Origin of the sequence: Nocardia cyriacigeorgica GUH-2, from assembly GCF_000284035.1 — a bacterium.
GTDB classification, from domain to species: Bacteria; Actinomycetota; Actinomycetes; order Mycobacteriales; family Mycobacteriaceae; genus Nocardia; species Nocardia cyriacigeorgica_B.
Genome location: NC_016887.1, coordinates 6,027,939 through 6,053,980 on the forward strand (window position 1 = coordinate 6,027,939; position 26,042 = coordinate 6,053,980).

Genomic DNA, 26,042 nt, shown 5'->3' on the forward strand with positions numbered 1-26,042 from the left:
CCACGCTTGACCTCGAGCATGGTTGAGATTCGACGATGGGTGCATGAGTATTCGGGATAACGAGGTGCCGGTGATCGCGGACGACAGCGTCGACCATGCAGCGGATCGGGCAGCGATCGAGGCGATCATCGCCAGAGTCGAGCAGGCCTACAACACCAACGATGCCGAGTTGATGGTGCAGGACCTGGCCGCGAACGCGGTGGTCGGGAACGCCGTCGGGGTGTTGCAGCACGGACGTGCGGCGGTGCTGGAAGCGAGCCGGGCGGGGCTGGCCGGATTCCTGAAGGACGAGTACGTCCGATACGAGGTGACCGACATCGGGTTCCTGCGCCCGGATGTCGCGATCGCGCACAAGGCGGCGCGGGCAGTCACCGCCGAGGGTGCGCCCATCGACGTCGACCCGGCGATGATCGCGCTGTACGTGCTGGTCAAACAGGACGGGCGATGGTGGGTCGCGGCTCGGCAGAACACGCTGGTGCCGCAGGGGTGAGAGCCCAGCGGGCAGCGTTATGGCCGGGCCGTACTGGCTGCGGCGGGACCTCGGTGCAGACTGCCGGACCGACCTACGGCTCGGCCCGGGTGAGCGCGACCACCGGGATGAGCCGCCGGGTCTTCTTCTCGTGGTCGGCGAACCACGGGTAGGTCTGCTTGAGCATCGCCCAGACCTGCTCGCGCTCCTCACCTTCCAACGGCGTCGCGCACGCGTCGTAGGTTTCCTCGCCCACCTCGACGACGACCTTCGGATGCCGGACCAGGTTCGAGTACCAGTCCGGATGACGGGGTGCGCCCATGCTGGATGCGATCACCAGCAGCCGGTCGCCGTCGCGGTGGAACATCATCGGCGCGGTGTGCGGGCGCCCGCTGCGGCGACCGGTGGTGGTCAGCAGGAGCAGACGATCCCGATGCATCCCGTCGGGATCTTCACCTGCCCGGAACTTCGCGATCGTCTCTTGATTGATCCGCGCCAGATCCACCGCACCTCCCGCATCCTGTTCAGCGATAGACGTCAGAACGTTTGGGTACCACAAATATACGAATCATCGACTCGGCGTCATCTACCTCGTAGACGGTCCGGTACTGGCCGATTCGTATCCGCCAGTCGATACGTCCGACGAGTTTCTCGGCGCCGGCCGGTGGTGGCGCGGATGGGGACGTTTTCAGTGCTCGTCGTAGTGGCCGTCGTGGCGGGCGTGCCGGTGGCCGTCGTGGATGTAGTCGACGTGGTCGCCGTGCGGGACCGCGACGTGACCGCAGCCTTCGCCGTGGACGTGGTCGTGCGGGCTGCATTCGGTGTGGCCGCTGGGCTCACATTCGTCGTAATGGCCCTCGTGTTCGCGGTGCAGGTGACCGTCGTGGACGTAGTCGACGTGATCGCCGTGCGGCACGGCAACGTGGCCACAGGTGGGGCCGTGCTTGTGCTCGTGTTCGGTGTGCTGAGCGTGTGCTGTCGTCATCAGAATCCTTCTTCCCGCAGGGGTCAGGTGGAACCGAAGAGCACTTCACACATTACCAAGTGCGCATGAATAGTGAAGGTCGGCGAGCGCCGAATATTCAGCCGAACGTGCTGCGTAGAGCGTCGTCGGCGCCCAACCAGGCGGCGGCGTGTGCCGATATTACGCGCGCGAGCTCGTCCGGAGCGTCTTGCGCGACGAGGTGCCCGGCCGAGGGCACGCCGACACGCGCCACGCGGTTGCGGCCCTTCATCAGGCGATCGCGACCGAAGTGCTCTACGGCCGCAAATTCCGGCGCAGTGCGGGCATGACAGCGGCCGAGGCGAATGATTCGGCCATGCATGTGCGGTGGTGGGTGCGCCAACTCGAGCTCTCCCTCGGGATCGAGCCGGCGCACGGCGGCGCGTGATCCGCTACAGCACCTGGTCCAGGAATCGCCGCAGACGCGGGGTCTCGGCATTGTCGAACAGGGCATCCGGGCTACCCGTCTCCACCACCTGGCCGGCGTCCATGAACACCACGCTGTCGGAGACGCTGCGGGCGAAGCCCATTTCGTGGGTCACCACGATCATCGACATACCGCCGGCGGCGAGGTCCGACATCAGCGCGAGCACGCCCTTGACCAGTTCCGGGTCGAGGGCGGAGGTGGCTTCGTCGAAGAACATGATGTCCGGCTTCATGGCCAGCGCCCGGGCGATGGCGACCCGCTGCTGCTGACCGCCGGACAGGTTGGCCGGGCGGGAATCGGCCTTGCCGGCCAGCCCGACGATCTCCAGCTGCTCGAGGGCCAGCGCCCGCGCCTGCTCCTTGGACAGTCCGCGCAGCTTGCGGGGGCCGAGCGCCACGTTCTCGGCGACGGTCTTGTGCGGGAACAGATTGAAGTGCTGGAACACCATGCCGATGCGCTGGCGCAGTTTGTCCGGGTCCTCGGTGAGCACCGATTTTCCGTCGAGCAGGATGTCGCCGGCGTCGGGTTCGTGCAGGCGGTTGAGCACCCGCAGCAGGGTGGATTTACCCGAACCGGACGGCCCGATGACGGTGGTGGTCTTGCCGGCGTCGACGTGGATGTCCACGCCGCGCAGGATGTCGTTGTTGCCGAGCCGCAGCTTCAGCCCGGTGCCGGTGAGGGAGGCGCTCATCTACCCACGCCCTTCCGTGATCGCGGCCTGATCGGCCGGGTCGATGGGTTGGTCGGGGCGGCCGGTGCGCATCCGGCGGTCGATGTAGTTCACCAGATGGGTGAGCGGGATCGTCAGCAGCAGATACACCAGACCGGCCGCGACCAGCGGAGACAGATTGCCGGTCTGGGCGTTGAGATCGCGGCCGACGGCGAACAGCTCACGCTGGGCGGCGAGCAGGCCGAGGAAATAGATCAGCGACGAATCCTTGATCAGCGCGATGAACTGATTCATCAGCGCAGGCAGCACCCGGCGCACGCCCTGCGGGATCACCACCAGCGTCATCGCCTGCCGATAACCGAAGCCGATGGCGCGCGCTGCCTCCAGCTGGCCGGGCTCCACGGATTGGATACCGGAGCGGAAGATCTCACCGATATAAGCCGAGGCCAGCAGCGCCAGCGCCACCGCACCCAGCCAGTACGGGTTGTTGCCGGTGAGGTCGCGCACCACCGGGCCGACACCGAGACCGATCAGCAGGATGATCACCACGGCGGGCAGACCACGGAAGATGTCGGTGTAGACGCGGGCCGGCCAGCGCAACCAGCGACTGCGCGAAATACCCGCCACTGCCAGCAGCATGCCGATCGCGGTGCCGAGCACACCCGACACCACCGCGAGGATCAAGGTATTCGGCAGGCCGGTCTTGAACAGGTCCGGGAAAGCCTGCCGGTACAGCGACCAATCGAAGAAGGTGTCACGCAATTGTTCCAGCGTGGATTTCGGTTCGGTCTGAATCTGTTCGGCCGGCGCGCGTTCGGCGGCGATAGCGGCGAAATCCGGAAGCTCCGGGACGGGGGCGGATTTGGAGCCCGGCTTCCAGCCCGGCGGGAGTTCACGCGGCACCCATTTGCTGTAGAGCTCGGCGTAGGTGCCGTCGGCGATCACGGCATCCAGGCCGCTATTGAGCGCGTCGACCAGCGGCTGCTTGTTCTTGCCGACCGCCCAGGCCGCGAAATTGTCCAGACTGAAGGCGTTTTCGGCGATCTCGGTGCCGTCACCGGGTGAGATCGCGCCCTCGGCCTGCGCCGACGGCGCCACCCAGGCATCGACCTGACCGGACTTCAGATTGGAATAGGCGGTGTTGTAATCCGGGAACTTCACCGGATCCAAATGCAAAGTGTTGACGACGTATTCGTCCTGCACCGTGCCCTGCACCACCGCGACCCGGCTGTTCGGGCCGAGATCGGCGAAACTCTGGATCGGGCTGTTGTTGCTGACGACCAGGGAGAAATAGCCGAAGTCGTAGCCGTTGGTGAAGTCCACCATCCGCCTGCGCTCATCGGTGGTGGTGATATTCGACGAACCCACGTCGAAACGCCCACCCGCCACCTGCGCGAGCAGGCCAGCGAATTCGGTGCCGGAGAACTCCACCTGCAAACCCAGTTTCGCGGCGACCGCGCGCAGCAGTTCATTGTCGAAACCGGTGAACGCGCCGGCGGAGTTCACGCAGATGCTCGGCGGCGCGTCCGACAAGGTGCCGACGCTCAGCTTGCCGGGCGTGATCAGCCCGAGCTTGGTGATGTCGATCGACTCCAGCGGCACCGTCGTCGGCGTGGTGTAGCGGTCAACGCCCGCCTGGCTGGGCGAGGCCAGATTCGTCGGCGCGGCCGAGGCCGCCTCGACCCCGGGTGGGGCGCACAGGTCGCGGGCCGAGGAGTCGTCACCGGAACCGCAGGCCGTCGCCAAGCCGACGACGGCGAGCAGTATCACGGCGATCAACGCACGAGACCGCACAGCGAGCAGACCAGCCATGGGAGAACACCCTAGCCGTCCAGCTCAGGCTAACCGGCGGCTACCGGTTCGCGTCCGGTCGGCGCGTGGTCGGTGACCACTGGGACGGTGTGCTGCGGACGATTCGACCACCGTGCGAGAAATCGCCTCCGGGAGGGCTGGTCAACGCGCTGCTAACCGGCGACGCCGCAGGCCGTGATCTCCGGCTCGCACCGAACTCGCCCGACTCGGTGCCCCGCCGTTCCCAGCACTCTCGACGGACACCGCTCACGCCGCCGCCCGCGGGCCACCTGACCTACTGAGCCCGCCCGCCGGTCACCCCACCTACGGAGCCCGCCGCCGATCACCCGACCTACGGACCCCGCCCACCTCGGGCAGAGATCAAGCGATCCCGCTGACCGGCTCCGGGTTGACTTCGTCGCGCCAGTTGATCGCCTCGATCACGCGGCTCAGGTCGTAGTCCGGCCCGCTGACGCCGACGGTGAACAGCGTCGCCCCCGCCGCCAGGAACTCCGGCGCCCGGCTCGCACCCGGCCAGCTCACCGAACGTTCGATGCGCGCCGGGTCGGTGCCCGCGGCGGCGCAATGCTCGCCGAGGATGCCGCTCTTGCGGGTGAACACCTCGATATCGCCGAAGCTGTGCCAGATGTCGGCGTACTCGGCCACCAGGCGCAGGGTCTTGCGTTCGCCACCGCCGCCGATGAGCATCGGGATATCGCGGACCGGCTGGGGATTGAGCTTCTTCATCCGCGCGTCGATGCGGGCGAGCGAATCCTTCAGCTTGTCCAGGCGCGTGCCCGGGGTGCCGAACTCGTAGCCGTATTCGGAGTAATCGCGTTCGAACCAGCCGCCGCCGATCCCCAGGATCAACCGGCCGCCACTGATGTGGTCGACGGTGCGCGCCATATCGGCGAGCAGATCCGGATTCCGGTACCCGCCGCCGGTGACCAGTGCGCCGATCTCGACCCGCTCGGTCTGCTCGGCGAACGCGCCGAGCATGGTCCAGCATTCGAAATGCGCGCCGTCGGGGTCGCCGGTGAGGGGATAGAAGTGGTCCCAGTTGAAGACGATGTCCACCCCGGCGTCCTCGGCCCGCCGCACCGCGTCCCGGATCAGCCCGTACTCCGAGGCGTGCTGCGGCTGCAACTGCATTCCCACACGAACCGGTCGACTCATCGCGCTGACTCCTCGTCCCTCGGCTGCCTGCCCGACCGAGGCTACCGTCGCGCGGGGTTGACGGCTCGGCGAACACGGCCCCTCGGTCGCGCCGCCGCCGACCACGGCGGGGCGGGGTGTCGGCGCGTTCGACTTCGATATTGCTGCGCGGCAGTGTTGCTAGACTGAAGTGAAAACCTTCTCATAGTCTCAGCGGTTACGCGGAAGTGGTGGTGCACATGGCAGGTCACCCGCGTGACCGCGAATCCGGCTCGCTGCTTCGGCGTCATCTGGGTGACCGGCGGTTCCTGTTGACGTTGCCGCGCGCGGTGACCTTGCAGATCCTGCATCCGGCGATCGCCGCGGCGTTCGTCGAGCACGTGCCGTATCGGCTGTGGTTGCACAAGCGGCGCACGGTGCTGCAGATGATCCGGCTGGCCTACGACGAGCGCGATGGGCGCCCGATCATCCGGTACGGGCACGAGCACGTGAAGGGGCGCGACAACCTGGGACGGCGCTATCACGCACTGCATCCCGAACTCTTTCATTTCCAGCACGCGACCTACGTCGACACGTTGATCACGTCGGTGAACACCTTCCACGGCCCGCTCACCGACGCCGAGCACGAGCAGCTGTACGCCGAATGTTGCGACTGGTACCGGCTTTACGGCGTCTCGGATCGGCACCTGCCCGGCAGCTGGGCCGGATTCCAGCGGTACTTCGCCGACGCCTGCGCGACCATGCTCCGGCCCACGCCCTACAGCGCACAGCTGGCCCCGCAGGCGCTGCGCCCGGATGCCTGGGTTCCGCGCCTGACTCCGAGCTACGCGATCCGCGGACTGCTCCACGAACGCGCCGCCGACCTGCTGGAGGTCACCGTGAGCGCCCGCGACCGAGCGGCGCTGCGCACCTACGCGACCACCGTTCGCTCCGGTGCCCAGCTGGCTCCCCGTGCGCTCCGGTACCTACCCAGCGCCCGCTGAGCGGGCCCGGCGCGCCGCACGTAAGATCCGCCGGAACCCTCTACTCGGATCGTCCGGCACGTTCCTGCCGGTGAAGGGAAGTGATCTGCCGTGGCTACGGTGACCTTCGACCAGGCCACCCGGTTGTATCCGGGCGCTGGTAAACCGGCTGTCGACCAGTTGAATCTGGAGATCGCCGATGGGGAATTCCTGGTCCTGGTCGGGCCGTCGGGGTGCGGGAAATCCACCTCGCTGCGGATGCTGGCCGGGTTGGAGGAGGTCAACGGCGGACGCATCCTGATCGGCGACAAGGACGTGACGCACGCCGAGCCGAAGGAACGCGATATCGCCATGGTGTTCCAGAACTACGCGCTCTACCCGCATATGACCGTCGCGGAGAACATGGGCTTCGCGCTCAAGCTCGCCAAGGTGAACAAGGCCGAGGCCAAGCAACGGGTGCTGGAAGCGGCGAAACTGCTGGATCTGGAGCCCTACCTGGATCGCAAGCCCAAGGCCCTCTCGGGTGGTCAGCGGCAGCGGGTGGCGATGGGGCGGGCCATCGTGCGGCAGCCGCAGGTGTTCCTGATGGACGAGCCGCTGTCGAACCTCGACGCCAAGCTGCGCGTGCAGACCCGCACCCAGATCGCGCAATTGCAGCGCAGGCTGGGCACCACCACGGTGTATGTCACCCACGACCAGGTCGAGGCCATGACCATGGGCGATCGGGTGGCGGTGCTGCGCGACGGACTGTTGCAGCAGTGCGCCTCACCGCGCGACCTCTACCGCGATCCGGCCAACGTGTTCGTCGCCGGGTTCATGGGCTCGCCCGCGATGAATCTGTTCACCCTGCCCGTCGCCGGCGGCAGCGTCTCGCTGGGCGGCCATGAGCTGGCGCTGCCGCGTTCGGTGGCCGATGCGAGCAATGGCTCGGTGACCGTCGGCGTGCGGCCGGAGCATCTGGAGATCGGCGGCGCGGCGTCCGGGCTGAGCAAGGGCGGCGCCGGGATCGAGATGGAGGTCGACGTGGTCGAGGAACTCGGCTCCGACGCCTACATCTACGGTCGCACCGTCGCCGAGGGCGCGGGCAGCAATGGCGCCGGGGAAACGATTGTGGCGCGGGCGGATTGGCGCAACCCACCGGCCAAGGGTGAGCGGGTGCTGCTCACCGCCGACCCGGAGCACACGTACTTCTTCGCCGCCGAGGACGGGCGCCGGCTGAACTGAGGGTGTGCCCCGCACCCACGGGGCCACGTCAACTCGGTGCGGTGAATATCGCAACGAGGAACCCGCAGACCCAGGTCCCGATGAACAGCGGGGCGCCGATCAACGGCGCCCAGCCGATCGGGCGGCGGCTGCGGACAGCGTCGATGATCATCACCGCGACCGCGCCGATCGTCAGCACGATGCCGGCTGCGGCGATCGCGTAGGCGGCGGTCAGGTCGTGCGGGCGCGCGGACTCGCGGCCGGTGAGTTCGTACCAGTCCAGCAATTGGACTGTCACCCAGCCGGTTCCGGCCGTGATCAGGGTCGCGGGGATCGCGCGCGCGAGATCCAGCATTCGCACAGTTCGAGTGTGCGGGCACAGCGGCAACGCGGCAATCCCGTCAGCGCGGGCAGCCAGAGTTCCGCATCGCCATCGCCGATCAGACCGCCCAGCTCGCGATCTCGTACCCGCCGAGGAACGCCGCGACCACGATGACGATCGACAGCAGGCCGAGATACCAGACGATGCGCTTGCGCAGCGCGAGGATCAGCATGATCACCGGGACGACCAGCAGTGCGACAACGGCTCCGCCCCAGGACACCAGCATGCCGTACCAGATGTACTCATCCCGGCAGGCGCCCGGATTGCAGTTGCCGGCCAGCATTCCGAAGAACATCGTCAGGTAGGCGGCCACCGTGCCGAGGCAGGCGCCGATCGAGTACAGCATCGCACCGAGCACGACGTCCCAGGTGCGGATCGGGGACGAGACCGTGGGCTGGTGAATCATGGTCCCAGCCTCTCGCGGCGCCGCCCGTGACGACTCCGCAGAACTACTCAGCTCGCCTGCGGAAATCCACGACCGGGCCGGGCGGGCTACCCTGCTGACGGTGAGCGATGTCGAACCCGTCGGCGTGTACGCGGTGCCCCTGCGCACCCGGTTCCGTGGCATCACCGTGCGCGAGGGAATGCTGCTGCGCGGCCCGCTCGGCTGGGGCGAGTTCTGCGCGTTCCCCGAATACGACGACCGCGAGGCCGCGCAGTGGCTGGCCACCGCCGTCGAGCAGGTGACGGCGGGCTGGCCCGCGCCGGTGCGGGATCGGATACCGGTGAACTGCACGGTGCCCGCGGTCGGGCCGGAACGCGCGCACGCCATCGTCGCGGGATCGGGCTGCCGCACGGCCAAGGTGAAGGTGGCCGATCACCCCGACTCGCTCGCCGAGGATCTGGCGCGGGTGGAGGCGGTGCGTGATGCGCTCGGCCCCGACGGTGCCGTCCGGGTCGATGCCAACGCGCTGTGGGATGTGGATACAGCGGTGCGGCACATCACCGAAATCGACCGGGCCGCGGGTGGTCTGGAATACGTCGAGCAGCCGTGCCGCACCATCGAGGAGCTGGCGGCCGTGCGGCGGCGCGTCCAGGTGCGCATCGCGGCGGATGAATCGATTCGCCGCGCGGAGGACCCGATGAAGGTGGCCGTCGCGGGCGCCGCCGATATCGCCGTCCTGAAATGCACGCCACTGGGCGGAGTGCGCCGCGCTCTCGAGGTCGCCGACGCCGCCGGACTGCCGTGCGTGGTGTCGTCGGCCTTGGAAACCAGCGTCGGGCTGTCCGCGCAGCTCGCCCTCGCCGCCGCCCTCCCCCAGCTCGACTTCGCTTGCGGGCTGGGCACAGTCGCGCTGTTCGAGGGCGATGTGGTGGCCGAGCCGTTGCTCCCGGTAGACGGGTATCTGCCGGTTCCGCGCACACCGCCGCCGCCCGACCCGGAGCTGCTCGAGCGCTATCGGCATCCCGATCCCGACCGGACGGCGTGGTGGTACGAACGCTTCGACCGCGTCCACGGCCTGCTCGGGCGGCCCTGACCCCCCAGTGCACGGTCGAAGCCGGCGCTGATCGACGGATCCACAACGCGCATATCGTGGATGAGCCATGGCAGACCGGCAACCCGTTCGGCCAAGGAATTCAGTAGATATCCGTTCGGTCCATCCCCCTTGACCGCTACTCGGCGCGTAGGCGTCACCGGACGACGAGTCGGCGGCGCTGAACGGCGCCGGGTCAACCGAGGCGCACACCACAGCCGATCATGGTGCCGCGCAACAACAACGCCGCTTCGGGCCCGATGACGCCATCGACCAACTCGACGTAGCGACTACAGAATTCCGGCCCGTGCGGCGCACGCTCCCCCGGACGCGGTTCGAGATGGTGGGTCAGTTCGTGCAACACCACCAATTCCCGCAGCGCCCAAGCAGTTCCGCTGGTATGCAACGGCACGGCCAGCACCGCCCCGTCGGCCTCGTAGTGCGCCGCCGTGGTACCCGCCCGAGCGCGCACCCGCACCGGCGTGCTCGCCCGGGCCCACTGGCTCGCCACCCAGTTCAGCGCCAGCACCCGATCGCAGTAGTCCTGCACCGAATCCACCGAGGCGAACCGCCGCTCCACCGGCAGGGTGATCTGGGAACCGAACACCTCCACCGTGCGGTGCCCGAACTCATCGGCCCGATCGAAGGCACCCCGAACCAGCTGCTCGGCGTCGTACACCTTGGCGCGCTGACTGTCTCGCACACTCACCCGGGCACCATCCCCAGACGGCCGCGGGTGCGCCGACCAATCGACTCAGGAACGCACGAACCACTCGACTGCCGGTAATCGGTGGTCACGGCCCTCGACCCACCTCGCGCCCAGCGCCGCACACCTCCCGCGGGCACCATTCGAGCGCTACATGAGCGAGGCATCGAACGAGAAGGGGTCACGGTGGTGTGACTCTCGCGGGCACGGCGACCCGATCGTCGGAGGGGAAGGCTCACGGTCGGTCCGCGCGGCGTGCGGTGAGGCGCCCGCGCGGGGCGGGGAGTTCGGGCGAGGTGCCGAGGCGGGCGGCGCGGCCCGCGCGGTCTCCCGCACTGCGCGCGGCGGGCGCGTACCCCGTCGACGCCTGCGGTCCGCGCCAGGTGCCGCGCGCCTCGGAAGTCCGGGTGTAGAAGTCGACCAGCTCGACCTCCTTGTTGCGCAGCGCCAGCGCGGTTCCGGTGGACGCGGCACTCGGTTCGGCGCGGGCCTCGGCCTCCACTTCGGATTTCACCTCCGCCAGCCGTTTGCCGACACGGGCGGCGAAGGCCATCTGGAAGTTCAGCCGGGCCGTCACCGCGGCGACCGGGGCCTGCACCCGCCGGCGCACCCGGCGGCCGCCACGCACCTCGACGACGATCTTGTCCACCGTCGCCGAACGGTAGGCACCGGACTTGATGTACTGGTCGGAGGCTCGCACCATCTGCACCAGCAGGCTGGTGTAGAGCGCCTCGCAGGTGTCGATATCGGAATCGAAACCGTAGGCGTAGACCTGGGTGGAGGTGCGGGCCACGTCGCAGCGCACGTCGTTTGCCGAAGCGATCGCCACGAACAACTGGACGTAGGTGCGCAGTCCTTTACGCCCCGGCTCGCCGATCGGGATGATCCGCTGGATCGGGGTGGGCCGGCGTTCGCGGCCCGCGACGTGTGCGCGCGCCACGGCCAGGTCGATCGACGACCGCGTGGCCAGCCGTTGGGCGGCCGCGAGGAAGGCTTCGGCCTCGTGTTCGTTATCGGTCGACTCGGCCTTGCGCAGCAGCCCGCCGATGCGGGTCAGCATCCGGTCGGGGGCGGGATCTGCGGCAGTCATCGCGCACCAGCCTAGGCATACCGACCGACATGCCCGGGCGCGTCGGATGATCAACAGGTATGTTGCCTTGTGCACCGACGGGTGTGCTGCCGCTCACGTCTCGACCTTGGAGTTTCCGCGATGGCTTTGAAGAAGGTGTCCCTACGTGCCGCACTCGTGTCGCGCGCCGCGCTCACGGTGGCCTCGGCGGCGGTGCTGACCACGGCCTTCGCCACCGCGTGCACCAGCGACAGCGGCGGCAACCCGACCAGTGAGAACCTCACCGGGCGCGGGCCCATCACCTACGTCGAGGGCAAGGACACCACCGAGACGGGTGTCGTCAAGCAGCTCATCGACCGGTGGAACGCGGCCCACCCGGACGAGCAGGTGACCTACAAAGAGCAGTCCAACGACGCCTCCCAGCAGTACGACGACCTGGTCGAGCACATGCGCTCGAAGTCCTCGGACTACGACGTGTTCGCCATGGACGTGCCGTGGACCGCGGAGTTCGCCGCCAAGGGCTGGATCCAGCCGCTGAAGGACTCCTTCGCCATCGACACCTCGGCCCTGCTGCCGCCGACGGTCGCCAGCGCCACCTACAACAACACCCTCTACGCCGCGCCGCGCAACACCAACGGCGGCCTGCTGTTCTACCGCAAGGACCTGGTGCCGAACCCGCCCAAGACCTGGGACGAGATGCTCGGCATGTGCAATATCGCGCGGGAGAACAACATCGGCTGCTACGCCGGCCAGCTCAAGAACTACGAAGGCCTGACCGTGAACACCGCCGAGGTGATCAACGCCTTCGGCGGCAGCTTCGTCGGCGCCGACGGCAAGACCCCGACCGTGGACAGCCCGCAGGCCCGCGCCGGCCTGGGCAAACTGGTCGAAGCCTACGACCGCGGCGACATCCCGCCGGAGGCGATCACCTTCACCGAGACCGAGAGCGGCGCCGCTTTCACCCAGGGCAAGCTGATGTTCCTGCGCTCGTGGCCGTCCACCTACGGTGACGCCGGCTCGGAATCGTCGGTGGTGCGCGACAAGTTCGCCGTCGCCCCGCTGCCCGGCGAGACCGGCATCGGCGCCTCCACCCTCGGCGGCTACAACGCCGCGATCAGCGCGTTCTCCAAGAACAAGGCCACCGCACTGGACTTCCTGCGGTTCCTGATCAGCGAGGACGCCCAGCACATCGTCGCCTCCGGCGCGCTGCCCTCGGTGCGCGAATCCATGTACGACGATCCGGCCCTGATCGCCAAGATGCCCTACCTGCCCGCCCTCAAGGATTCGATCTCCAACGCCGTGCCGCGCCCGGTGACGCCGTTCTACCCGGCGGTGTCGAAGGCCATCCGCGACAATGCCTTCGCCGCCCTGCAGGGCGAGAAGTCGGTGGACGATGCGATCATCGGCATGCAGAAGGGCATCGAGGCGGCCGGTTAGCGGGAAGTTCGGACGGACCCGACCTGCCGGATGAGGAGAGAACGGGTGTCGGATCCTTCGGGAACGGATACGGCCGTGCGGAAGGTGCGCGCGGGCCAGGCGGATGAGCCACCGCGCAAGCGGCGTGGCTGGGGCGCGGTGATCGCCGACGAGCTGCGCCGCTCCGGTAAGGCGTGGATGTTCGTCGCGCCGGTGCTGATCGCGCTCGCCGTGGTCATCGGCTATCCGGTGTTCCGGGCGCTGTGGATGTCGTTCCAGCAGGATTCGGGCGGCATCGACCCCGAAACCGGCATGTTCATCGAGGGCGGCAGCGCCGGGTTCTCGAACTACACGCACTGGCTGCTGCAGCAGTGCGAGACCGCGGCGGGCACCGTCGACTGCCCGACCGGCAATCTGGGCTCGCAGTTCTGGCTGGCGATCGGCGTCACCCTGTTCCTGACCGTGGTCACGGTGTCGCTCGAGGTGATCCTCGGCCTCGCCATGGCCGTGGTGATGGGCAAGACCTTCCGCGGCCGGGCGCTGCTGCGCGCCGCCGTGCTCATCCCGTGGGCCATCCCGACCGCGGTGACGGCGCGGCTGTGGGAGTTCATGTTCCAGTACGACGGGGTGGTCAACCGGGTGCTCGGCACCGGCATCCTGTGGACCTCCGACGAATGGCCTGCCCGGTTCGCGGTGATCGCGGCCGATGTGTGGAAGACGACGCCGTTCATGGCGTTGCTGCTGCTGGCCGGTCTGCAGGTAATCCCGAACGACGTCTACGAGGCCGCGAAGGTCGACGGCGCCTCGGCCTGGCAGCGCTTCGTGCACATCACCCTGCCGCTGCTCAAGCCGGCCCTGCTGGTGGCGATCCTGTTCCGCACCATGGACGCGCTGCGCATGTACGACCTGCCCGCCATCATGACCGCCGACAACCCCGCCACCCGCACGGTGTCGATGCTGGTGGTCGAGCAGGTCCGGCAAGGTCCCAACAGTGCGGCCGCGTTGTCGACGATCACCTTCCTGATGATCTTCGCGGTGGCGTTCGTGCTGGTGAAGGTGCTGGGCGCGAATGCGGTCCGCACCCAGGAAGAGCAGCGGAAGGCATGATGGCCGCGACCACGATGACGAAAGAAAAGCCCGCCGCGCCCGTCACCCGGAATGTGCCGTGGACGCGCAGGCTCGGCTCGGCGCGGCTGTATATCGGCGCGCTGATCGTGCTGGTGTGGGGGCTGGGCCCGTTCTACTGGATGGCGGTCACCGCGTTCCGCGATCCGCGCTACACCTTCGAGAACACCCCGTGGCCCACCCACGTGACGCTGGAGAACTTCCGCGACGTCTTCGACACCAGCCGCGGCAACGACTTCGGCCAGGCGATGGTCAACAGCGTCATCATCGGCTCGATCACCACCGTCATCGCGTTGCTGCTCGGCGTGCTGGCCGCCTACGCGCTGGCGCGGCTGACCTTCCGAGGCAAGTACCTGGTGTCCGGGCTGATCCTGAGCGCGTCGATGTTCCCGGTGGTCGTGCTGGTGACGCCGCTGTTCCAGCTGTTCACCGACCTGGGCTGGATCGGCAAGTACCAGGCGATGATCATCCCGAACATCTCGTTCGTGCTGCCGATGACGGTCTACATCCTTGCGGCGTTCTTCGCCGAACTGCCGTGGGAACTCGAGGAGGCCGCCCGCATCGACGGCGCCACCAAGATGCAGGCGTTCCGGCTGGTCATGCTGCCGCTGGCGGCGCCCGCGGTGTTCACCACGGCGATCCTGGCGTTCATCGCGGCGGTCAACGAGTACCTGCTGGCGCGGCTGCTGTCGAGTGAGTCGACCAAGCCGGTGACGGTCGCCATCGCCGGATTCTCCGGTAACAACCCGCTGGTCCAGCCGTATGCCTCGATCATGGCGGCGGGCACGCTGGTGACGATTCCGCTGGTGATCATGGTGCTGCTGTTCCAACGGCGGATCATCTCGGGTCTGACGGCGGGCGGCGTCAAGAGCTGATCGCGCGGCACGGGCCCGGCCCCGCAGCTCAGCAAACACTGGGCTAGCTATCCCCCAGCTATGATCGGCGGGGTAAGTCTGTGCCCGCTTCCGGTACCCAGGCGGGTGTGGATCGCTGACGATGTGTGATCAGACGGTGGGGTAACCGAGTTTTACCGACGCTCCGGGAGGAGATGATCGTGAGCTCGTTTCGTGACCGGCGCCGCGGTGGCCGCGGCCGATCTCCGGAGCCGGAGTATGCCTCGATCAGCGGATTCGACCCGCGCGCCGGCAAATCCGACGACGGCGGCGGGGGGCGTTCCGGCCGCGACCCGGGCGACCCGGATCGAAGACCGCGCACCCGGGGCAGCCGGATCCGCAGGCTGATCCTCGCGCTGTTCGTGATCTTCATCGCCGTGCCCGCGCTGCTGATGGCGCTGTTCTACTGGAGCGCCGAGATCCCCTCGCCATCGGCGATGCGCACCAACCAGATCGCCACCATCACCGCCGCCGACGGCACCACGGTGATCGCGAAGGTGGTCCCGCCCGAAGGCAACCGCACACCCGTCCCGCTCGCCGAGGTGCCGGTACACGTGCGCAATGCGATGCTCTCGGCCGAGGACCGCAATTTCTACACCAACCCCGGCTATTCGATCCCCGCCTTCCTGCGCGCGGCCCGGGACAACCTGCTCGGCAAGGAGAACGCGGGCGGCGGTTCGACCATCACCCAGCAGTACGTGAAGAACGCTTTCCTCGACTCCGAGCGCACCGTCACCCGGAAGATGCGCGAGCTGGTGATCGCGGCGAAGATGGCGCGCGAGTGGAGCAAGGACGACATCCTCGCCGCCTACCTCAACACCATCTACTACGGCCGCGGCGCCTATGGCATCGCCGCGGCGGCCAAGGCGTACTTCAACAAGCCGGTCCCCGAACTCACCCTGGCCGAGGGCGCCGTGCTCGCCGCGCTGGTCCGCTCCCCCTCGATCCTGGATCCGGAAACCCATCTCGAGGATCTGAAGGCGCGCTGGCGGTACGTGCTCGACGGCATGGTCGAGATGGGGGTGCTGCCCCGCGCCGACCGCGAGACCGCGACCTTCCCGCCCGTCATCCCGATCACCGAGGTGGCCGATGACGGTGCCGCCCGCGGACCCGAGGGCCTGATCCGCACCCAGGTGCTGCGCGAGCTGCGCGCCGCGGGCATCTCCGAACACGAACTCAATACCGGCGCCCTCCAGATCACCACCACCATCGACCCGAAGGCCCAGCAGGCGGCCGTCGCGGCGGCGCAGAGCGCGATGGAGGGCCAGCCGCCGGAGCTGCGCACCGCGGTGGTCTCGATCGATCCGCGCACGGGAGCGGTGCGCGCCTATTACGGTGGCGCCGACGGTGTCGGGTTCGATTTCGCGCAGGCGCCGTTGCAGACCGGGTCGGCGTTCAAGACCTTCGCGGTGCTGGCCGCCCAGCGTCAGGGCATCTCCATGGCCAAACAGTTCGACAGTTCGCCGGTGCAGGTCAACGACGTGCTGGTGCGCAATGTGGAGAACGAGTCATGCGGCACCTGTTCGCTGGCCGAGGCGTTCAAACGCTCGCTCAACACCAGCTTCTACCGGCTCACGCAGTCGATGTTCAACGGTCCGCAGGCCATCGCCGACGCCGCGCACCAGGCCGGGATCCCGGAGGAGATTCCCGGCGTGCCGGGGCGCTCGCTGAGTGAGAACGGCGGACCGCCCGCGCCCTCGATCGTGCTCGGCGTGTACCAGGTGCGCCCGATCGATATGGCCTCGGCGTACGCGACCATCGCCGCGTCCGGCATGTACCACCAGCCGTACTTCGTGCAACGGGTGGTGACCGGGACCGGCCGGGTGCTGCTCGACCGCGGCGCACCCGAACACCAGGTGGGTCAGCAGTTACCGCCGGGTGAGCAGCGCTTCCCCGCCGCCATCGCCGATCGCACCACCCAGGCCATGCTGCCCATTGCCGCCTACTCCAACGGGCACGCCCTCGACGGCAGGCAGTCGGCCGCCAAGACCGGCACCACCCAGCTCGGCGACACCGGCGAGAACAAGGACGCCTGGATGGTGGGTTTCACGCCGTCGCTGTCGACCGCGGTATGGGTGGGCACCGAACACTCCCAGGCCATCCGCACCGCAGGCGGCGCCCGCATCTACGGGTCCGGCCTGCCCGCCGATATCTGGAAGCAAACCATGGACGGCGCCCTGGAAGGCAAACCGGCCGAAAGCTTCCCGGCCCCCGAGGGCGGCTCCGGGCTGCCGATCATTCCGGCCGGACCGCCGCAACCGTCGGGCGGGCCCTACGACATCCTGAACCCGCCGCCGGGCGAGCAGCCGCGCGGACCGGAGATCATCTTCCCGCCCGCGCCGCAGGCCCCCGAGCCCGAACCGCGGGAACCGATCGTCATCTTCCCGCCGGCACCTCCGCCGCCCCCACCACCGCCACCGCCGCCGCGACAGGTGGAGATCCTGCCCGGAATCGTGATTCCGGTACCGGGATGACACCGGGGGAACGCAACCCATGGCAGCATCGTTTGCCAGAGTGAGAGCCCGACCGTGCGGCGGCAGCACCGGCCCGGCGCCGACGCCGCCACAACGATGCGGAAGGATAAGCGACGAGCGACACGACAGCGGCGCGAGCAGCGCGCAGGCGATAGCCCGCGTGCCACGCAACAGCCGGGGAGCGCCGCCGAACGAACACCGCGGCACGAGCGGAGGGCCCGGCGCGTGCCGCCAACTGAACGACAGACGAGAAATAGGGGCTACGCCGGTGGATTTCAATGTCGTTGACCGCCAAGAGACATTGGTGGCGGGAACCGTGCTCCGCAGCCCGGCATTGGCTGTGGAGGGGCCGCGGCGCACCAAGGTGGAAGAAGCGTGGAAGCGCAACCTGGCGCGGGCGCTACCCGGTCCGCCGGCGAGCGCGTTCGTCGACCACGCGCCCGAGATCAACTCCTACCTGACCCATATCGTCGGCTATAAATGCCGCACCATCGACGACCTGCTACCCGGCGACGTGCTCGCGCGGATCCCGGCCGGCAAGTTCGCCCGGTTCACCCTCAGCGGTGACGATCTCGGCGACACCGTGGTAACGGTATGGCGCGCGATCTGGGACGCCGAGGCCGCCGGACGGCTGGAGCGTTCCTACACAGGCGATTTCGAGCGCTACCCCGACAACCGGACGGTCGAGGTCTTCGTGGCGCTGGCAGACGATTCGGTGGACGGGTAGGAACAACGCTGTGGACTTCGAGATAGTCACCCTGGAGGAAAGCCTGGTCGCCGGGCTCACCGTGCCGCTGGCCGGCCGCGAGGTCGCCGCCCGCGACCTCGACCTGGTGAACTTCACCTGGGACCGGTACCTCGCCCGGGAGAAGAACGTGCCCCGGGTGGCGGCCTACATCGGCCAGAACGATCACGCCGTGGCCGTGCTCGGCTACGAGGTCTCGTCGATGGACGAGATGGACGCCGGCGACGTGGTGACCAGGGTGCCGCGCGGGCGCTACGCCAAGTTCGTGGTCTCCGACAAGCCCTACGACCTGCTGCGCACCGCCTGGGCGCAGGTGCGCAAGGCCGAGAGTGCGGGCACCATCACCCGCTCGCACGCCGCCGAGATCGAGCGCTACACCGGACCCACCTCGGTGGAGGTCTACGTCTCGCTCGACTGAGTACACAGACGACGAAAGCCGGTCGAAGCGATTGCTTCGACCGGCTTTCTACTTTGTCGACCCGCTGGATCAGCCCTCGATGATGAAGGCTTCCAGCTGGGCGCGGGCGACGTCGTCGGCCAGCTGCTGCGGCGGGGACTTCATCAGGTAGGCCGACGCCGGGATGACGGGGCCGCCGATGCCGCGGTCCTTGGCGATCTTGGCCGCGCGCACCGCGTCGATGATGATGCCCGCCGAGTTCGGCGAGTCCCACACCTCGAGCTTGTACTCCAGGTTCAGCGGCACGTCACCGAAGGCGCGGCCCTCGAGGCGCACGTAAGCCCACTTGCGGTCGTCGAGCCAGCCGACGTGGTCGGACGGGCCGATGTGCACGTCGTTGGCGCCCAGCTCCTTCTTCAGGTTGCTGGTGACGGCCTGGGTCTTGGAGATCTTCTTCGACTCCAGGCGCTCACGCTCGAGCATGTTCTTGAAGTCCATGTTGCCGCCGACGTTGAGCTGCATGGTGCGGTCGAGCTGCACACCGCGGTCCTCGAACAGCTTGGCCATCACGCGGTGGGTGATGGTGGCGCCGACCTGGCTCTTGATGTCGTCACCGACGATCGGCACGCCGGCCTCGGTGAACTTCGCGGCCCATTCCGGGTCGGAGGCGATGAACACCGGCAGCGCGTTGACGAAGGCCACGCCCGCGTCGATGGCGCACTGGGCGTAGAACTTGTCCGCCTCTTCCGAACCGACGGGCAGGTAGGACACCAGGACGTCGACCTTCGCGTCCTTGAGCGCCTTGACCACGTCGACCGGCTCGGCCTCGGAGACCTCGATGGTCTGCGCGTAGTACTTGCCGATGCCGTCGAGGGTCGGGCCGCGCTGCACGACGACGTCGCTGGGCGGCACGTCGGAGATCTTGATGGTGTTGTTCTCGGAAGCGAAGATCGCCTCGGACAGGTCGAAGCCGACCTTCTTGGCGTCGACGTCGAACGCGGCGACGAACTTCACATCGCGCACGTGGTACTGACCGAACTTGACGTGCATCAGACCGGGAACGGTCGCGGTCTCGTCCGCGTCCTTGTAGTACTGAACGCCCTGGACCAGCGAGGATGCGCAGTTGCCCACACCTACGATGGCGACGCGAACCTCTGTGGCGCTCTCAGCAGCTTTGACATCACTCATGGCCGGTATTTCCCTCTTTCTGTGGTGCCGCCTTCGTCGATTGCTCCGCCGCAATCAACTCGTTGAGCCAGCGCACTTCGCGCTCGCTTGATTCGAGTCCGAGTTGATGGAGCTGGCGGGTGTAGCGATCCAGCGAGCCACTCGCCTTCTTGATCGCCTCCCGTAGCCCCTCTCGGCGCTCCTCGACCTGACGCCGCCTGCCCTCGAGGATCCGCATCCGCGCTTCCGCGGGGGTGCGGCTGAAAAAGGCCAGATGAACGCCGAAGCCGTCGTCGGTGTAGTTCTGCGGTCCGGTGTCGGCCAGGAGCTCGTTGAAGCGCTCCCGTCCGGCCGGGGTCAGCTGGTAGACCCGCCGGGCGCGACGTGTGGTCGCACCGGCCGGGATCTCCTCCGCGAGCAGCCCGTCCGCCTGCATTCGGCGCAGTGTCGGATAGAGCGACCCGTAGGAGAAGGCCCGAAACGCGCCGAGCAGGCCCGTCAGCCGCTTGCGCAGCTCGTAACCGTGCATGGGCGATTCGAGGAGCAGCCCGAGGATTGCGAGTTCGAGCATCGGGCTTCACCCCCTGACTGTGTGCAGACCTAACCGATGGATGCGACTACCAACTATATCGGAGCGATATAACCACGCATAGTTTTTGGTGATGCATGACGCATTTACGCAGGTGGGAAGGGTGTGGTCAGTGGACTGCAGAGACGTCGGCGGGATCGACCGCGCCAGTCGGCCCTGTAGAGGGACAGCATCGGCGCGGCCCGGTTACCGATGGGGGCGCGGGCGTCAGTCCGCCGGGAAGATCTCCAGCGGCTTACCGGCGAGGTCGACCGTCATGTGCGCGGTGCGGCCACCGTCTTCGACGAAGATGTCGATCACCGGCCCCGCGTCGGCGGAGGCGATGAGTTCGTAGCCGATGCCGAGATGCTCGACCACTCCGCCCGGCAGCCGCACCGACTCCGGCGCACCGCGCAACAGACCGGCGAAGACGGTCAGATCGATGGCTCCCAGATCCACGGGCCGGCCATTCGACCAGCTCACCGTGGACGACCCGGTGCGCTCGAAGCCCTCGGCGTCGAACCGGTACAGCACGGGCTGCCCCGCCTCCAGCCGCTGGACCACCACGAACTCGGGCATGACCGTGACGGTGTCGGCGATAGCGTCGCCGAAATGCTGCCGATAGCTGTCGACGAACAGCGCGAACCCGGAACCACTGACCAGGCTGGGCAGCGCCGCCGGCTCGGCCTCCTCCGCCTCCACCCCGATCACAGCGAGCGGGCCACCGGACTCCTCCGACCGCAGCGCTCCCGCCGTCGCACCGATCACCGCGGCCACCGCCAGCACCGCGACCGGAATCCACCAGCGGCGTTTCGGCCGCTCGCGATGCAGCACCGCCGCCTTGGCGAGGTCGTCCGGAATCTGCAGATCGCGGATGAGGACGTTCAGCTCGCCGAAGGATTTGGCGCGCATCGCGGACCGGGTGCGCGCGGCGTGCTCGTCCTCGGTGAGCTGCCCGTCCCGCAAGGCCGCATCGAGGAGCGCACACGCTTCGACGCGGTCGGTGTCGCGCGCTCTGAGCTGGTCGTTTCTGGTCATCACGCGCCTAACCCTCGAACGGCCACACGCGCAGCACCTCGCCGCCGGGGCCGAGGATGAAGTGTCCGGACTCTCTAAAGGTGTTGCTCACATAGACGGCCACGACCATGCGGCCTTCGTTCGGCGGGAACCTGTGGATCTCGACCGACAGGTGCGAGACCTTGCCGTCGGGCACCTGCGCGATCGCCGCGGCATTCGCCAGGGCCGCACCGATCGCCGCGGTATCGAGGACACCGAGGTCGACGGTCGGGGTGTCCACCTTGCGGGTGGTCGGATCGCTCGGCCGTTGGAAGCCGCCGCGGTAGTCGTAGGACACCTGGCGGTTCGGCTGGCCGGGAATGGCGCGGTCGACGTCGCCGTGGTCGGGGTACAGGGAGACCTCGTCGGCGATGGTGTCGCCGAATTCGGCGCGGTAGTCGGCGATGAAGTGGGCCATCCCGGCGCCGGTGATCAGCTCGGGGGTCGCGACGACGATGGGTTCGACGTCATCGAATTCGGGGCGCGGCGCGGGCAGCCCGGCCTGCGGGGCCTCGGCGTCCGGTGCGGCGGCCACCGGCGCTTCGGCGGACGCGGGCTCGGCGTCGCGGCCGGTCAGCGCGAAGGCTCCGAAGGCCACGGCGAGGGCCGCGGCGGTGAGCACCGCGAGATACCAGCCTTGACGGGCCGGCTGAGCCCGGTTCGGTGGCGCAGGCGTCCGGCGATGGCCCTGGAGGTCGGCGGTCAGCTCGGCCAGGTCGCCGAGCGTTGTCGCCTCGCCGAGCAGATCGGAGTAGGCGCGGTGCTCGTCCTCGGTGAGCTGGCCTTCGGTGCGGGCCAGGTCGAGCAGTTCGGCGGCCGCGGCGCGATCGGCGTCGCGTGCCCTGGTGGACGACGGATAGGCCGTCGCGGTACGCGCGGTCGGCACCGGGCGCGGCCGGCCGGACAACGGCAGCGCCGACGGTGCTTGCAGATCGTCGACGAGCGCCGCCAGCTCACCGACTGTTTTCGAGGCTCTGACCTGCGCTATCCGGTCGTGGTATTCGTCCGCGCCAAGCTGGCCCTCCGCATAGGCGGCATCGAGCACACTCTCGGTATGGGAGCGGTCGAGATCACGTGCGCGCATCCGACCGGGGACTGGCGTCGACACCCATGCAGTGTATTCGGACAAGCCCACATTTCGCTTTTCTCGATCCGCTGCCGGACCTGGGACGGCGACCGCCGCGAGGCCCGGAGTGTGGACGCCGATCACTGTGGGCGCGCCGAGCCCGATGCCGGCGAATCCCGCTGGTCCCGTGTCGCAGATGCGCCACAGCAGACCTGCCGGTGACCGCCTACCGAACACGCCGGGCGCCAGCGCAACGAATTGGACACGGCTACTCTGGTGAACGTGCGAATTCAGCGGCAAGTGGTCGACTATGCGCTCCGGCGCCGGTCGCTGCTGGCTGACGTCTATGCGGGCCGTGTCGATGTCGCCGAGGTGTGTGATGCGAATCCATATCTGCTGCGTGCGGCGAAATTCCACGGTCGGGGGAGCGAGGTCACATGCCCTATCTGCCGGAAAGAACAGCTCACACTCGTATCCTGGGTCTACGGCGACGGCCTCGGCCCGGTAGCGGGCTCGGCTCGCACCCCGGAGGAACTGCTCCGGCTCGCCGAGACTCGCGAGGAGTTCTCGGTCCATGTGGTCGAGGTGTGCCGGACCTGCAGCTGGAACCATCTGGTGCAGTCCTATGTGCTCGGCACCACACCGGTTCCGCCGCGACGACGCTCCGGAACCCGAGCCAACCGGCGGACCGCTGCCGAATGAAGTACCTGGTCATCTGCCCGTCGGGTGACTTATAGGGCCGAGCCTGGTCCATCGCGACCTGCCCGGCCCCGAGCCACCCAGACCGATACGAGCTTTGGAGATCTTGTCAGTGAATTCGCCCTACGAGAGCCCTCACGGCGATGACCCGAACGCCCGCACGCAGCGCAGTCCACAACCAGGTCCGAACCCCCGCCCGATGGGGCCGCCGCCCGGCCGCCCCGGCGCTCCCGGCGGTCCGCGTCCGCAGGTGAGCGGTCCGCGGCCCGGTGCGGGTGGGCCGCGTCCCGGTGCGCCGATGCCCGGTCCGAACGGACCGCGGCCGGGTCCGAACGGCCCGCGTCCCGGCCCGAACGGCCGTCCGGGTCCGCAGGGTGGCCGTGGTCCGCAGGGTGGGCCGCCGCCGGGTAATCCGCGCGGGCCGCAGCCGCCGCATCGTCCGGGTCCGCCCCCGGGCCGTGGGCCGCAGGGTGGGCCGCCGCCCGGGCGGGCGCCGCAGGGCAGGCCCGGTCCGAATCCGGCACCGAACTCCGCGCAGTCGACGCAGAAGATATCCCGCCCCGGCGGGGAGGGCGCCACGCCGCCGTCGGCCCAGTCGACGCAGAAGATCAGCCGTCCGGCCTCGCTGTCGGAGGCGGTGTCCCAGCGCGACCGCAAGGCCTCGAGCACCGGTCCGCGTCCGGCCACCCGCAGGCCCGTCACCGGTGCCGCCGGCGGGCCGAACACCGGCGAACGCCGGGCCCAGTCGCGTTCCGGCCCGCCCTCGGGTCCGCCGCCGCGGCGCGGTGGTGGTGACGGCGACGGTTCCGACGGCCCGGGCGGACGCAGGCCCGGCGCCAAGAAGAAGTCGCCGTGGCGGATCGTGCGCCGCACCATCTACGTGCTGATCGCGCTGGCGATCGTGGTGCCGAGCACCGTGTTCTTGATCGCCTACTCCACGGTTTCCGTTCCCCAGCCGGGCGATCTCAAAACCAATCAGGTGGCGATGATCTACGCCGCCGACGGCACCACCGAGATCAGCAAGGTGGTTCCGCCGGAAGGCAACCGCACCGAGGTCACCATCGACCAGGTGCCGCCGCATGTCCGCAACGCCGTCACCGCGGCCGAGGACCGTGATTTCTACACCAACCCGGGCTTCTCGGTGTCCGGTTTCGCCCGCGCCGCGCGCGACAACCTGCTGGGCAAGGAGAGCGCTGGCGGTGGCTCCACCATCACCCAGCAGTACGTGAAGAACGCGCTGGTCGGTGACGAACGCTCGCTCAACCGCAAGCTCAAAGAGCTGGTGATCTCGGCGAAGATGGCGCGGCAGTGGAGCAAGGATGAGATCCTCGCCGCCTACCTCAACACCATCTACTTCGGCCGCGGCGCCTACGGCATCGACGCCGCCGCCAAGGCCTACTTCGACAAGCCGGTGCAGGAGCTGACCGTGGCCGAGGGCGCGGTGCTCGCGGCCACTATCCAGCTGCCGTCGGCGTTGGATCCGGAGCAGAACCCCGAGGGCGCCAAGGCCCGCTGGAACTACGTGCTCGACGGCATGGTGTCGGAGGGCAATCTGCCCGCCGCCGAACGCAAGTCGATGCAGTACCCGGCGGTGCGTCCGCTGGCCTCGCTCGGCGACAAGGCCAACGACGACGGCCCCGAGGGCTTGATCAAGCAGCAGGTGCTGCGCGAGCTGTCGGAAGCGGGCATCAGCGAGCAGCAGCTCAACACCGCGGGCTTGCAGATCACCACCACCATCGATCCGAAGGCGCAGCAGGCCGCGCTCGATGCGGTGGCCGAGAACATGCAGGGCGAGCCCGAGAAGCTGCGCACCGCCGTGGTCTCGATCGATCCGAAATCCGGTGCGGTGCGCGCCTACTACGGCGGCAAGGACGGCCAGGGCTACGACTTCGCCAACGCGGGCTTGCAGACCGGTTCGTCGTTCAAGGTGTTCGGCCTGGCGCAGAACCTGGAGATGGGCATCCCGCTGTCGCAGATGTACGACAGCTCGCCGCTCACCGTGCACGGCATCAAGATCACCAACGTCGAGGGTGAGTCCTGCGGCATGTGCACCATCGCCGAGGCGCTCAAGCGTTCGCTGAACACCAGCTTCTACCGCATGCAGCTGGATATGCAGAACGGCCCGCAGAAGATCGCCGATATGGCGCACAAGCTGGGCATTCCGGAAGAGATCCCGGGCGTCGGCAAGACCCTGACCGAACCGGACGGCTCCGGCCCGAACAACGGCATCGTGCTGGGCCAGTACCAGGCGCGAGTGCTCGATATGGCTTCCGCCTACGCGACTCTCGCGGCGTCGGGCGTCTACCACAAGCCGCACTTCGTGCAGCGCGTGGTGACCGCCGACGGTGAGGTGCTGCTCGATCGCGGTGAGGTCGCCGGCGAGCAGCGCGTCTCGGCTGCCGTGGCCGACAACGTCACCGCGGCGATGAAGCCGATCGCGGCCTACTCCCGCAACCACGGCCTGGCCGGTGGCCGGGAGTCGGCAGCCAAGACCGGTACCGCCCAGCTCGGCGACACCGGCGAGAACAAGGACGCCTGGATGGTCGGCTACACGCCGTCGCTGTCCACCGCGGTCTGGGTCGGCACCGAACAGGGTGAGCCGCTGCGCAATTACGGCGGCGCGATGATCTACGGCTCCAGCCTGCCCTCGGACATCTGGAAGGACACCATGGACGGCGCGCTCGAGGGCACGCCGAAGGAGACCTTCCCCAAGCCCGCCCCCATCAAGGGCCAGGCGGGTGTGCCGGAGTGGACCGCGCCGTACACCGCGCCGTCGACCACCGAGGCTCCCCCGTTCCAGCCGCCAGTGGTGATCACCCCGAGCCAGGTGGAGATCCTGCCCGGCATCACCATCCCTGTCCCCGGCGTGCAACCGAACCCGCAGGCGCAGGTGCGGCCGCAACCGCAGCAGCCGTCGAACCCCGGCCCGCTGCCGGGGCAGCCGACCGCACCGCCGGAGGGCTCACCGGGCACCGGCCAGGGCCAGTCGGGTGAGGACAGTTCCGACAGCGGCACCGAATCCGGCGGCGGCGGTGGTGGTACCGGCGGCGGTGGCACCGGTGGCGACGAGGACTCCGGGGGGACGAGCGGAGCTCCGCCCGGCCGGTCCCGGTAGCCTCGGGTG

The 26,042-nt window shown here is 68.5% G+C and carries 26 protein-coding genes; 13 read left to right on the plus strand and 13 right to left on the minus strand.

Features of this window, described 5'->3' with window-relative positions; genetic code table 11:
* Positions 1–43: 43 nt before the first annotated feature.
* Positions 44–490 (plus strand): SgcJ/EcaC family oxidoreductase, encoded by a 447-nt coding sequence (locus tag NOCYR_RS27070; RefSeq protein ID WP_048833780.1) that lies wholly within the window; start codon positions 44–46, stop codon positions 488–490.
* Between the two features lie 73 nt (positions 491–563).
* On the opposite strand, the gene NOCYR_RS27075 is transcribed toward NOCYR_RS27070, so the two are convergent.
* A complete protein-coding gene (locus NOCYR_RS27075) occupies positions 564–974 on the minus strand; it encodes a nitroreductase family deazaflavin-dependent oxidoreductase (RefSeq protein WP_014353609.1) in 411 nt (136 codons plus the stop codon).
* A gap of 183 nt (positions 975–1,157) precedes the next feature.
* A complete protein-coding gene (locus NOCYR_RS28740) occupies positions 1,158–1,454 on the minus strand; it encodes a hypothetical protein (RefSeq protein ID WP_014353610.1) in 297 nt (98 codons plus the stop codon).
* A 187-nt stretch (positions 1,455–1,641) separates the two neighbouring features.
* Here NOCYR_RS28740 and NOCYR_RS27085 point away from each other — a divergent pair, with 187 nt between their 5' ends.
* The gene (locus tag NOCYR_RS27085; RefSeq protein ID WP_014353611.1) at positions 1,642–1,860 is read left to right on the plus strand and encodes a hypothetical protein; all 219 of its coding nucleotides are present in this window, start codon (positions 1,642–1,644) and stop codon (positions 1,858–1,860) included.
* A 4-nt stretch (positions 1,861–1,864) separates the two neighbouring features.
* On the opposite strand, the gene NOCYR_RS27090 is transcribed toward NOCYR_RS27085, so the two are convergent.
* The 3 genes from NOCYR_RS27090 to NOCYR_RS27100 form a co-directional block, all read right to left on the minus strand.
* Positions 1,865–2,590 (minus strand): amino acid ABC transporter ATP-binding protein, encoded by a 726-nt coding sequence (locus NOCYR_RS27090; protein WP_014353612.1) that lies wholly within the window; start codon positions 2,588–2,590, stop codon positions 1,865–1,867.
* Positions 2,591–4,381, minus strand: a complete 1,791-nt coding sequence (locus NOCYR_RS27095) for an ABC transporter substrate-binding protein/permease (RefSeq protein WP_014353613.1) — start codon at positions 4,379–4,381, stop codon at positions 2,591–2,593.
* 360 nt (positions 4,382–4,741) lie between these two features.
* Complete coding sequence (locus tag NOCYR_RS27100; RefSeq protein WP_048833782.1) at positions 4,742–5,536, minus strand: LLM class F420-dependent oxidoreductase; 795 nt, start codon at positions 5,534–5,536, stop codon at positions 4,742–4,744.
* Between the two features lie 218 nt (positions 5,537–5,754).
* Here NOCYR_RS27100 and NOCYR_RS27105 point away from each other — a divergent pair, with 218 nt between their 5' ends.
* Together NOCYR_RS27105 and NOCYR_RS27110 are read left to right on the plus strand one after the other, a co-directional pair.
* Positions 5,755–6,498, plus strand: coding sequence for an oxygenase MpaB family protein (locus NOCYR_RS27105; protein WP_014353615.1), 744 nt, complete (start codon positions 5,755–5,757; stop codon positions 6,496–6,498).
* A 90-nt stretch (positions 6,499–6,588) separates the two neighbouring features.
* Positions 6,589–7,701, plus strand: a complete 1,113-nt coding sequence (locus NOCYR_RS27110) for an ABC transporter ATP-binding protein (RefSeq protein WP_014353616.1) — start codon at positions 6,589–6,591, stop codon at positions 7,699–7,701.
* Positions 7,702–7,729: 28 nt separating this feature from the next.
* Here the strand turns inward: NOCYR_RS27110 and NOCYR_RS27115 are convergent, their stop codons facing one another.
* Entirely contained in the window at positions 7,730–8,041 is a 312-nt protein-coding gene (locus tag NOCYR_RS27115) for a hypothetical protein (RefSeq protein WP_148280780.1), read from the minus strand.
* A 79-nt stretch (positions 8,042–8,120) separates the two neighbouring features.
* Positions 8,121–8,468 carry a hypothetical protein gene (locus NOCYR_RS27120; protein ID WP_014353618.1) on the minus strand — a complete coding sequence of 116 codons (348 nt, stop codon included), beginning with the start codon at positions 8,466–8,468 and terminating at the stop codon, positions 8,121–8,123.
* 100 nt (positions 8,469–8,568) lie between these two features.
* Here NOCYR_RS27120 and NOCYR_RS27125 point away from each other — a divergent pair, with 100 nt between their 5' ends.
* Positions 8,569–9,540: an o-succinylbenzoate synthase gene (locus tag NOCYR_RS27125; RefSeq protein ID WP_014353619.1), complete on the plus strand. Its 972-nt coding sequence runs from the start codon at positions 8,569–8,571 to the stop codon at positions 9,538–9,540.
* Positions 9,541–9,733: 193 nt separating this feature from the next.
* On the opposite strand, the gene NOCYR_RS27130 is transcribed toward NOCYR_RS27125, so the two are convergent.
* Positions 9,734–10,246 carry a TIGR04338 family metallohydrolase gene (locus NOCYR_RS27130; RefSeq protein ID WP_014353620.1) on the minus strand — a complete coding sequence of 171 codons (513 nt, stop codon included), beginning with the start codon at positions 10,244–10,246 and terminating at the stop codon, positions 9,734–9,736.
* Between the two features lie 232 nt (positions 10,247–10,478).
* Positions 10,479–11,333, minus strand: coding sequence for a DUF2786 domain-containing protein (locus NOCYR_RS27135; protein WP_014353621.1), 855 nt, complete (start codon positions 11,331–11,333; stop codon positions 10,479–10,481).
* Between the two features lie 120 nt (positions 11,334–11,453).
* On the opposite strand from NOCYR_RS27135, the gene NOCYR_RS27140 reads away from it, so the two are divergent.
* The 6 genes from NOCYR_RS27140 (at position 11,454) to NOCYR_RS27165 (ending at position 18,383) form a co-directional block, all read left to right on the plus strand.
* Positions 11,454–12,749, plus strand: coding sequence for an ABC transporter substrate-binding protein (locus NOCYR_RS27140; protein WP_014353622.1), 1,296 nt, complete (start codon positions 11,454–11,456; stop codon positions 12,747–12,749).
* A 45-nt stretch (positions 12,750–12,794) separates the two neighbouring features.
* Complete coding sequence (locus NOCYR_RS27145) at positions 12,795–13,835, plus strand: carbohydrate ABC transporter permease (RefSeq protein WP_374760447.1); 1,041 nt, start codon at positions 12,795–12,797, stop codon at positions 13,833–13,835.
* Positions 13,832–14,728 (plus strand): carbohydrate ABC transporter permease, encoded by an 897-nt coding sequence (locus NOCYR_RS27150; protein WP_014353624.1) that lies wholly within the window; start codon positions 13,832–13,834, stop codon positions 14,726–14,728. Before NOCYR_RS27145 ends, NOCYR_RS27150 begins: the two co-directional genes overlap by 4 nt.
* 173 nt (positions 14,729–14,901) lie before the next feature.
* The gene (locus tag NOCYR_RS27155) at positions 14,902–17,220 is read left to right on the plus strand and encodes a transglycosylase domain-containing protein (RefSeq protein ID WP_048833784.1); all 2,319 of its coding nucleotides are present in this window, start codon (positions 14,902–14,904) and stop codon (positions 17,218–17,220) included.
* A gap of 268 nt (positions 17,221–17,488) precedes the next feature.
* Positions 17,489–17,947 carry a GyrI-like domain-containing protein gene (locus tag NOCYR_RS27160; protein ID WP_014353626.1) on the plus strand — a complete coding sequence of 153 codons (459 nt, stop codon included), beginning with the start codon at positions 17,489–17,491 and terminating at the stop codon, positions 17,945–17,947.
* A 10-nt stretch (positions 17,948–17,957) separates the two neighbouring features.
* Entirely contained in the window at positions 17,958–18,383 is a 426-nt protein-coding gene (locus tag NOCYR_RS27165; RefSeq protein ID WP_014353627.1) for a GyrI-like domain-containing protein, read from the plus strand.
* Positions 18,384–18,452: 69 nt separating this feature from the next.
* Here the strand turns inward: NOCYR_RS27165 and NOCYR_RS27170 are convergent, their stop codons facing one another.
* The 4 genes from NOCYR_RS27170 to NOCYR_RS27185 all read right to left on the minus strand — a co-directional run bounded on the left by NOCYR_RS27170 (position 18,453) and on the right by NOCYR_RS27185 (position 22,261).
* Positions 18,453–19,550, minus strand: a complete 1,098-nt coding sequence (locus tag NOCYR_RS27170; protein ID WP_048833785.1) for an inositol-3-phosphate synthase — start codon at positions 19,548–19,550, stop codon at positions 18,453–18,455.
* Positions 19,543–20,100 carry a PadR family transcriptional regulator gene (locus NOCYR_RS27175; protein ID WP_014353629.1) on the minus strand — a complete coding sequence of 186 codons (558 nt, stop codon included), beginning with the start codon at positions 20,098–20,100 and terminating at the stop codon, positions 19,543–19,545. The genes NOCYR_RS27170 and NOCYR_RS27175 overlap by 8 nt, the downstream gene beginning before the upstream one ends.
* Before the next feature lie 225 nt (positions 20,101–20,325).
* Positions 20,326–21,135 (minus strand): DUF1707 SHOCT-like domain-containing protein, encoded by an 810-nt coding sequence (locus NOCYR_RS27180; protein WP_014353630.1) that lies wholly within the window; start codon positions 21,133–21,135, stop codon positions 20,326–20,328.
* A 7-nt stretch (positions 21,136–21,142) separates the two neighbouring features.
* Positions 21,143–22,261 carry a DUF1707 SHOCT-like domain-containing protein gene (locus tag NOCYR_RS27185; protein WP_148280781.1) on the minus strand — a complete coding sequence of 373 codons (1,119 nt, stop codon included), beginning with the start codon at positions 22,259–22,261 and terminating at the stop codon, positions 21,143–21,145.
* 240 nt (positions 22,262–22,501) lie between these two features.
* Between NOCYR_RS27185 and NOCYR_RS27190 the strand changes: the two genes are divergently transcribed.
* Complete coding sequence (locus NOCYR_RS27190) at positions 22,502–22,921, plus strand: DUF5318 domain-containing protein (RefSeq protein ID WP_158430226.1); 420 nt, start codon at positions 22,502–22,504, stop codon at positions 22,919–22,921.
* Between the two features lie 295 nt (positions 22,922–23,216).
* On the plus strand, positions 23,217–26,033 hold the full coding sequence (locus tag NOCYR_RS27195; protein WP_014353633.1) for a transglycosylase domain-containing protein: 2,817 nt from the start codon (positions 23,217–23,219) through the stop codon (positions 26,031–26,033).
* Positions 26,034–26,042: the final 9 nt, after the last annotated feature.

Excerpts from the sequence above, each read along its gene's own strand:
- NOCYR_RS27070 (WP_048833780.1), top strand. The coding sequence starts at position 44 with ATGAGTATTCGGGATAACGAGGTGCCGGTGATCGCGGACGACAGCGTC.
- NOCYR_RS28740 (WP_014353610.1), bottom strand. The coding sequence starts at position 1,454 with ATGACGACAGCACACGCTCAGCACACCGAACACGAGCACAAGCACGGC.
- NOCYR_RS27090 (WP_014353612.1), bottom strand. The coding sequence starts at position 2,590 with ATGAGCGCCTCCCTCACCGGCACCGGGCTGAAGCTGCGGCTCGGCAAC.
- NOCYR_RS27095 (WP_014353613.1), bottom strand. The coding sequence starts at position 4,381 with ATGGCTGGTCTGCTCGCTGTGCGGTCTCGTGCGTTGATCGCCGTGATA.
- NOCYR_RS27100 (WP_048833782.1), bottom strand. The coding sequence starts at position 5,536 with ATGAGTCGACCGGTTCGTGTGGGAATGCAGTTGCAGCCGCAGCACGCC.
- NOCYR_RS27105 (WP_014353615.1), top strand. The coding sequence starts at position 5,755 with ATGGCAGGTCACCCGCGTGACCGCGAATCCGGCTCGCTGCTTCGGCGT.
- NOCYR_RS27120 (WP_014353618.1), bottom strand. The coding sequence starts at position 8,468 with ATGATTCACCAGCCCACGGTCTCGTCCCCGATCCGCACCTGGGACGTC.
- NOCYR_RS27135 (WP_014353621.1), bottom strand. The coding sequence starts at position 11,333 with ATGACTGCCGCAGATCCCGCCCCCGACCGGATGCTGACCCGCATCGGC.
- NOCYR_RS27140 (WP_014353622.1), top strand. The coding sequence starts at position 11,454 with ATGGCTTTGAAGAAGGTGTCCCTACGTGCCGCACTCGTGTCGCGCGCC.
- NOCYR_RS27150 (WP_014353624.1), top strand. The coding sequence starts at position 13,832 with ATGATGGCCGCGACCACGATGACGAAAGAAAAGCCCGCCGCGCCCGTC.
- NOCYR_RS27155 (WP_048833784.1), top strand. The coding sequence starts at position 14,902 with ATGATCGTGAGCTCGTTTCGTGACCGGCGCCGCGGTGGCCGCGGCCGA.
- NOCYR_RS27170 (WP_048833785.1), bottom strand. The coding sequence starts at position 19,550 with ATGAGTGATGTCAAAGCTGCTGAGAGCGCCACAGAGGTTCGCGTCGCC.
- NOCYR_RS27175 (WP_014353629.1), bottom strand. The coding sequence starts at position 20,100 with ATGCTCGAACTCGCAATCCTCGGGCTGCTCCTCGAATCGCCCATGCAC.
- NOCYR_RS27180 (WP_014353630.1), bottom strand. The coding sequence starts at position 21,135 with ATGACCAGAAACGACCAGCTCAGAGCGCGCGACACCGACCGCGTCGAA.
- NOCYR_RS27195 (WP_014353633.1), top strand. The coding sequence starts at position 23,217 with ATGCCCGGTCCGAACGGACCGCGGCCGGGTCCGAACGGCCCGCGTCCC.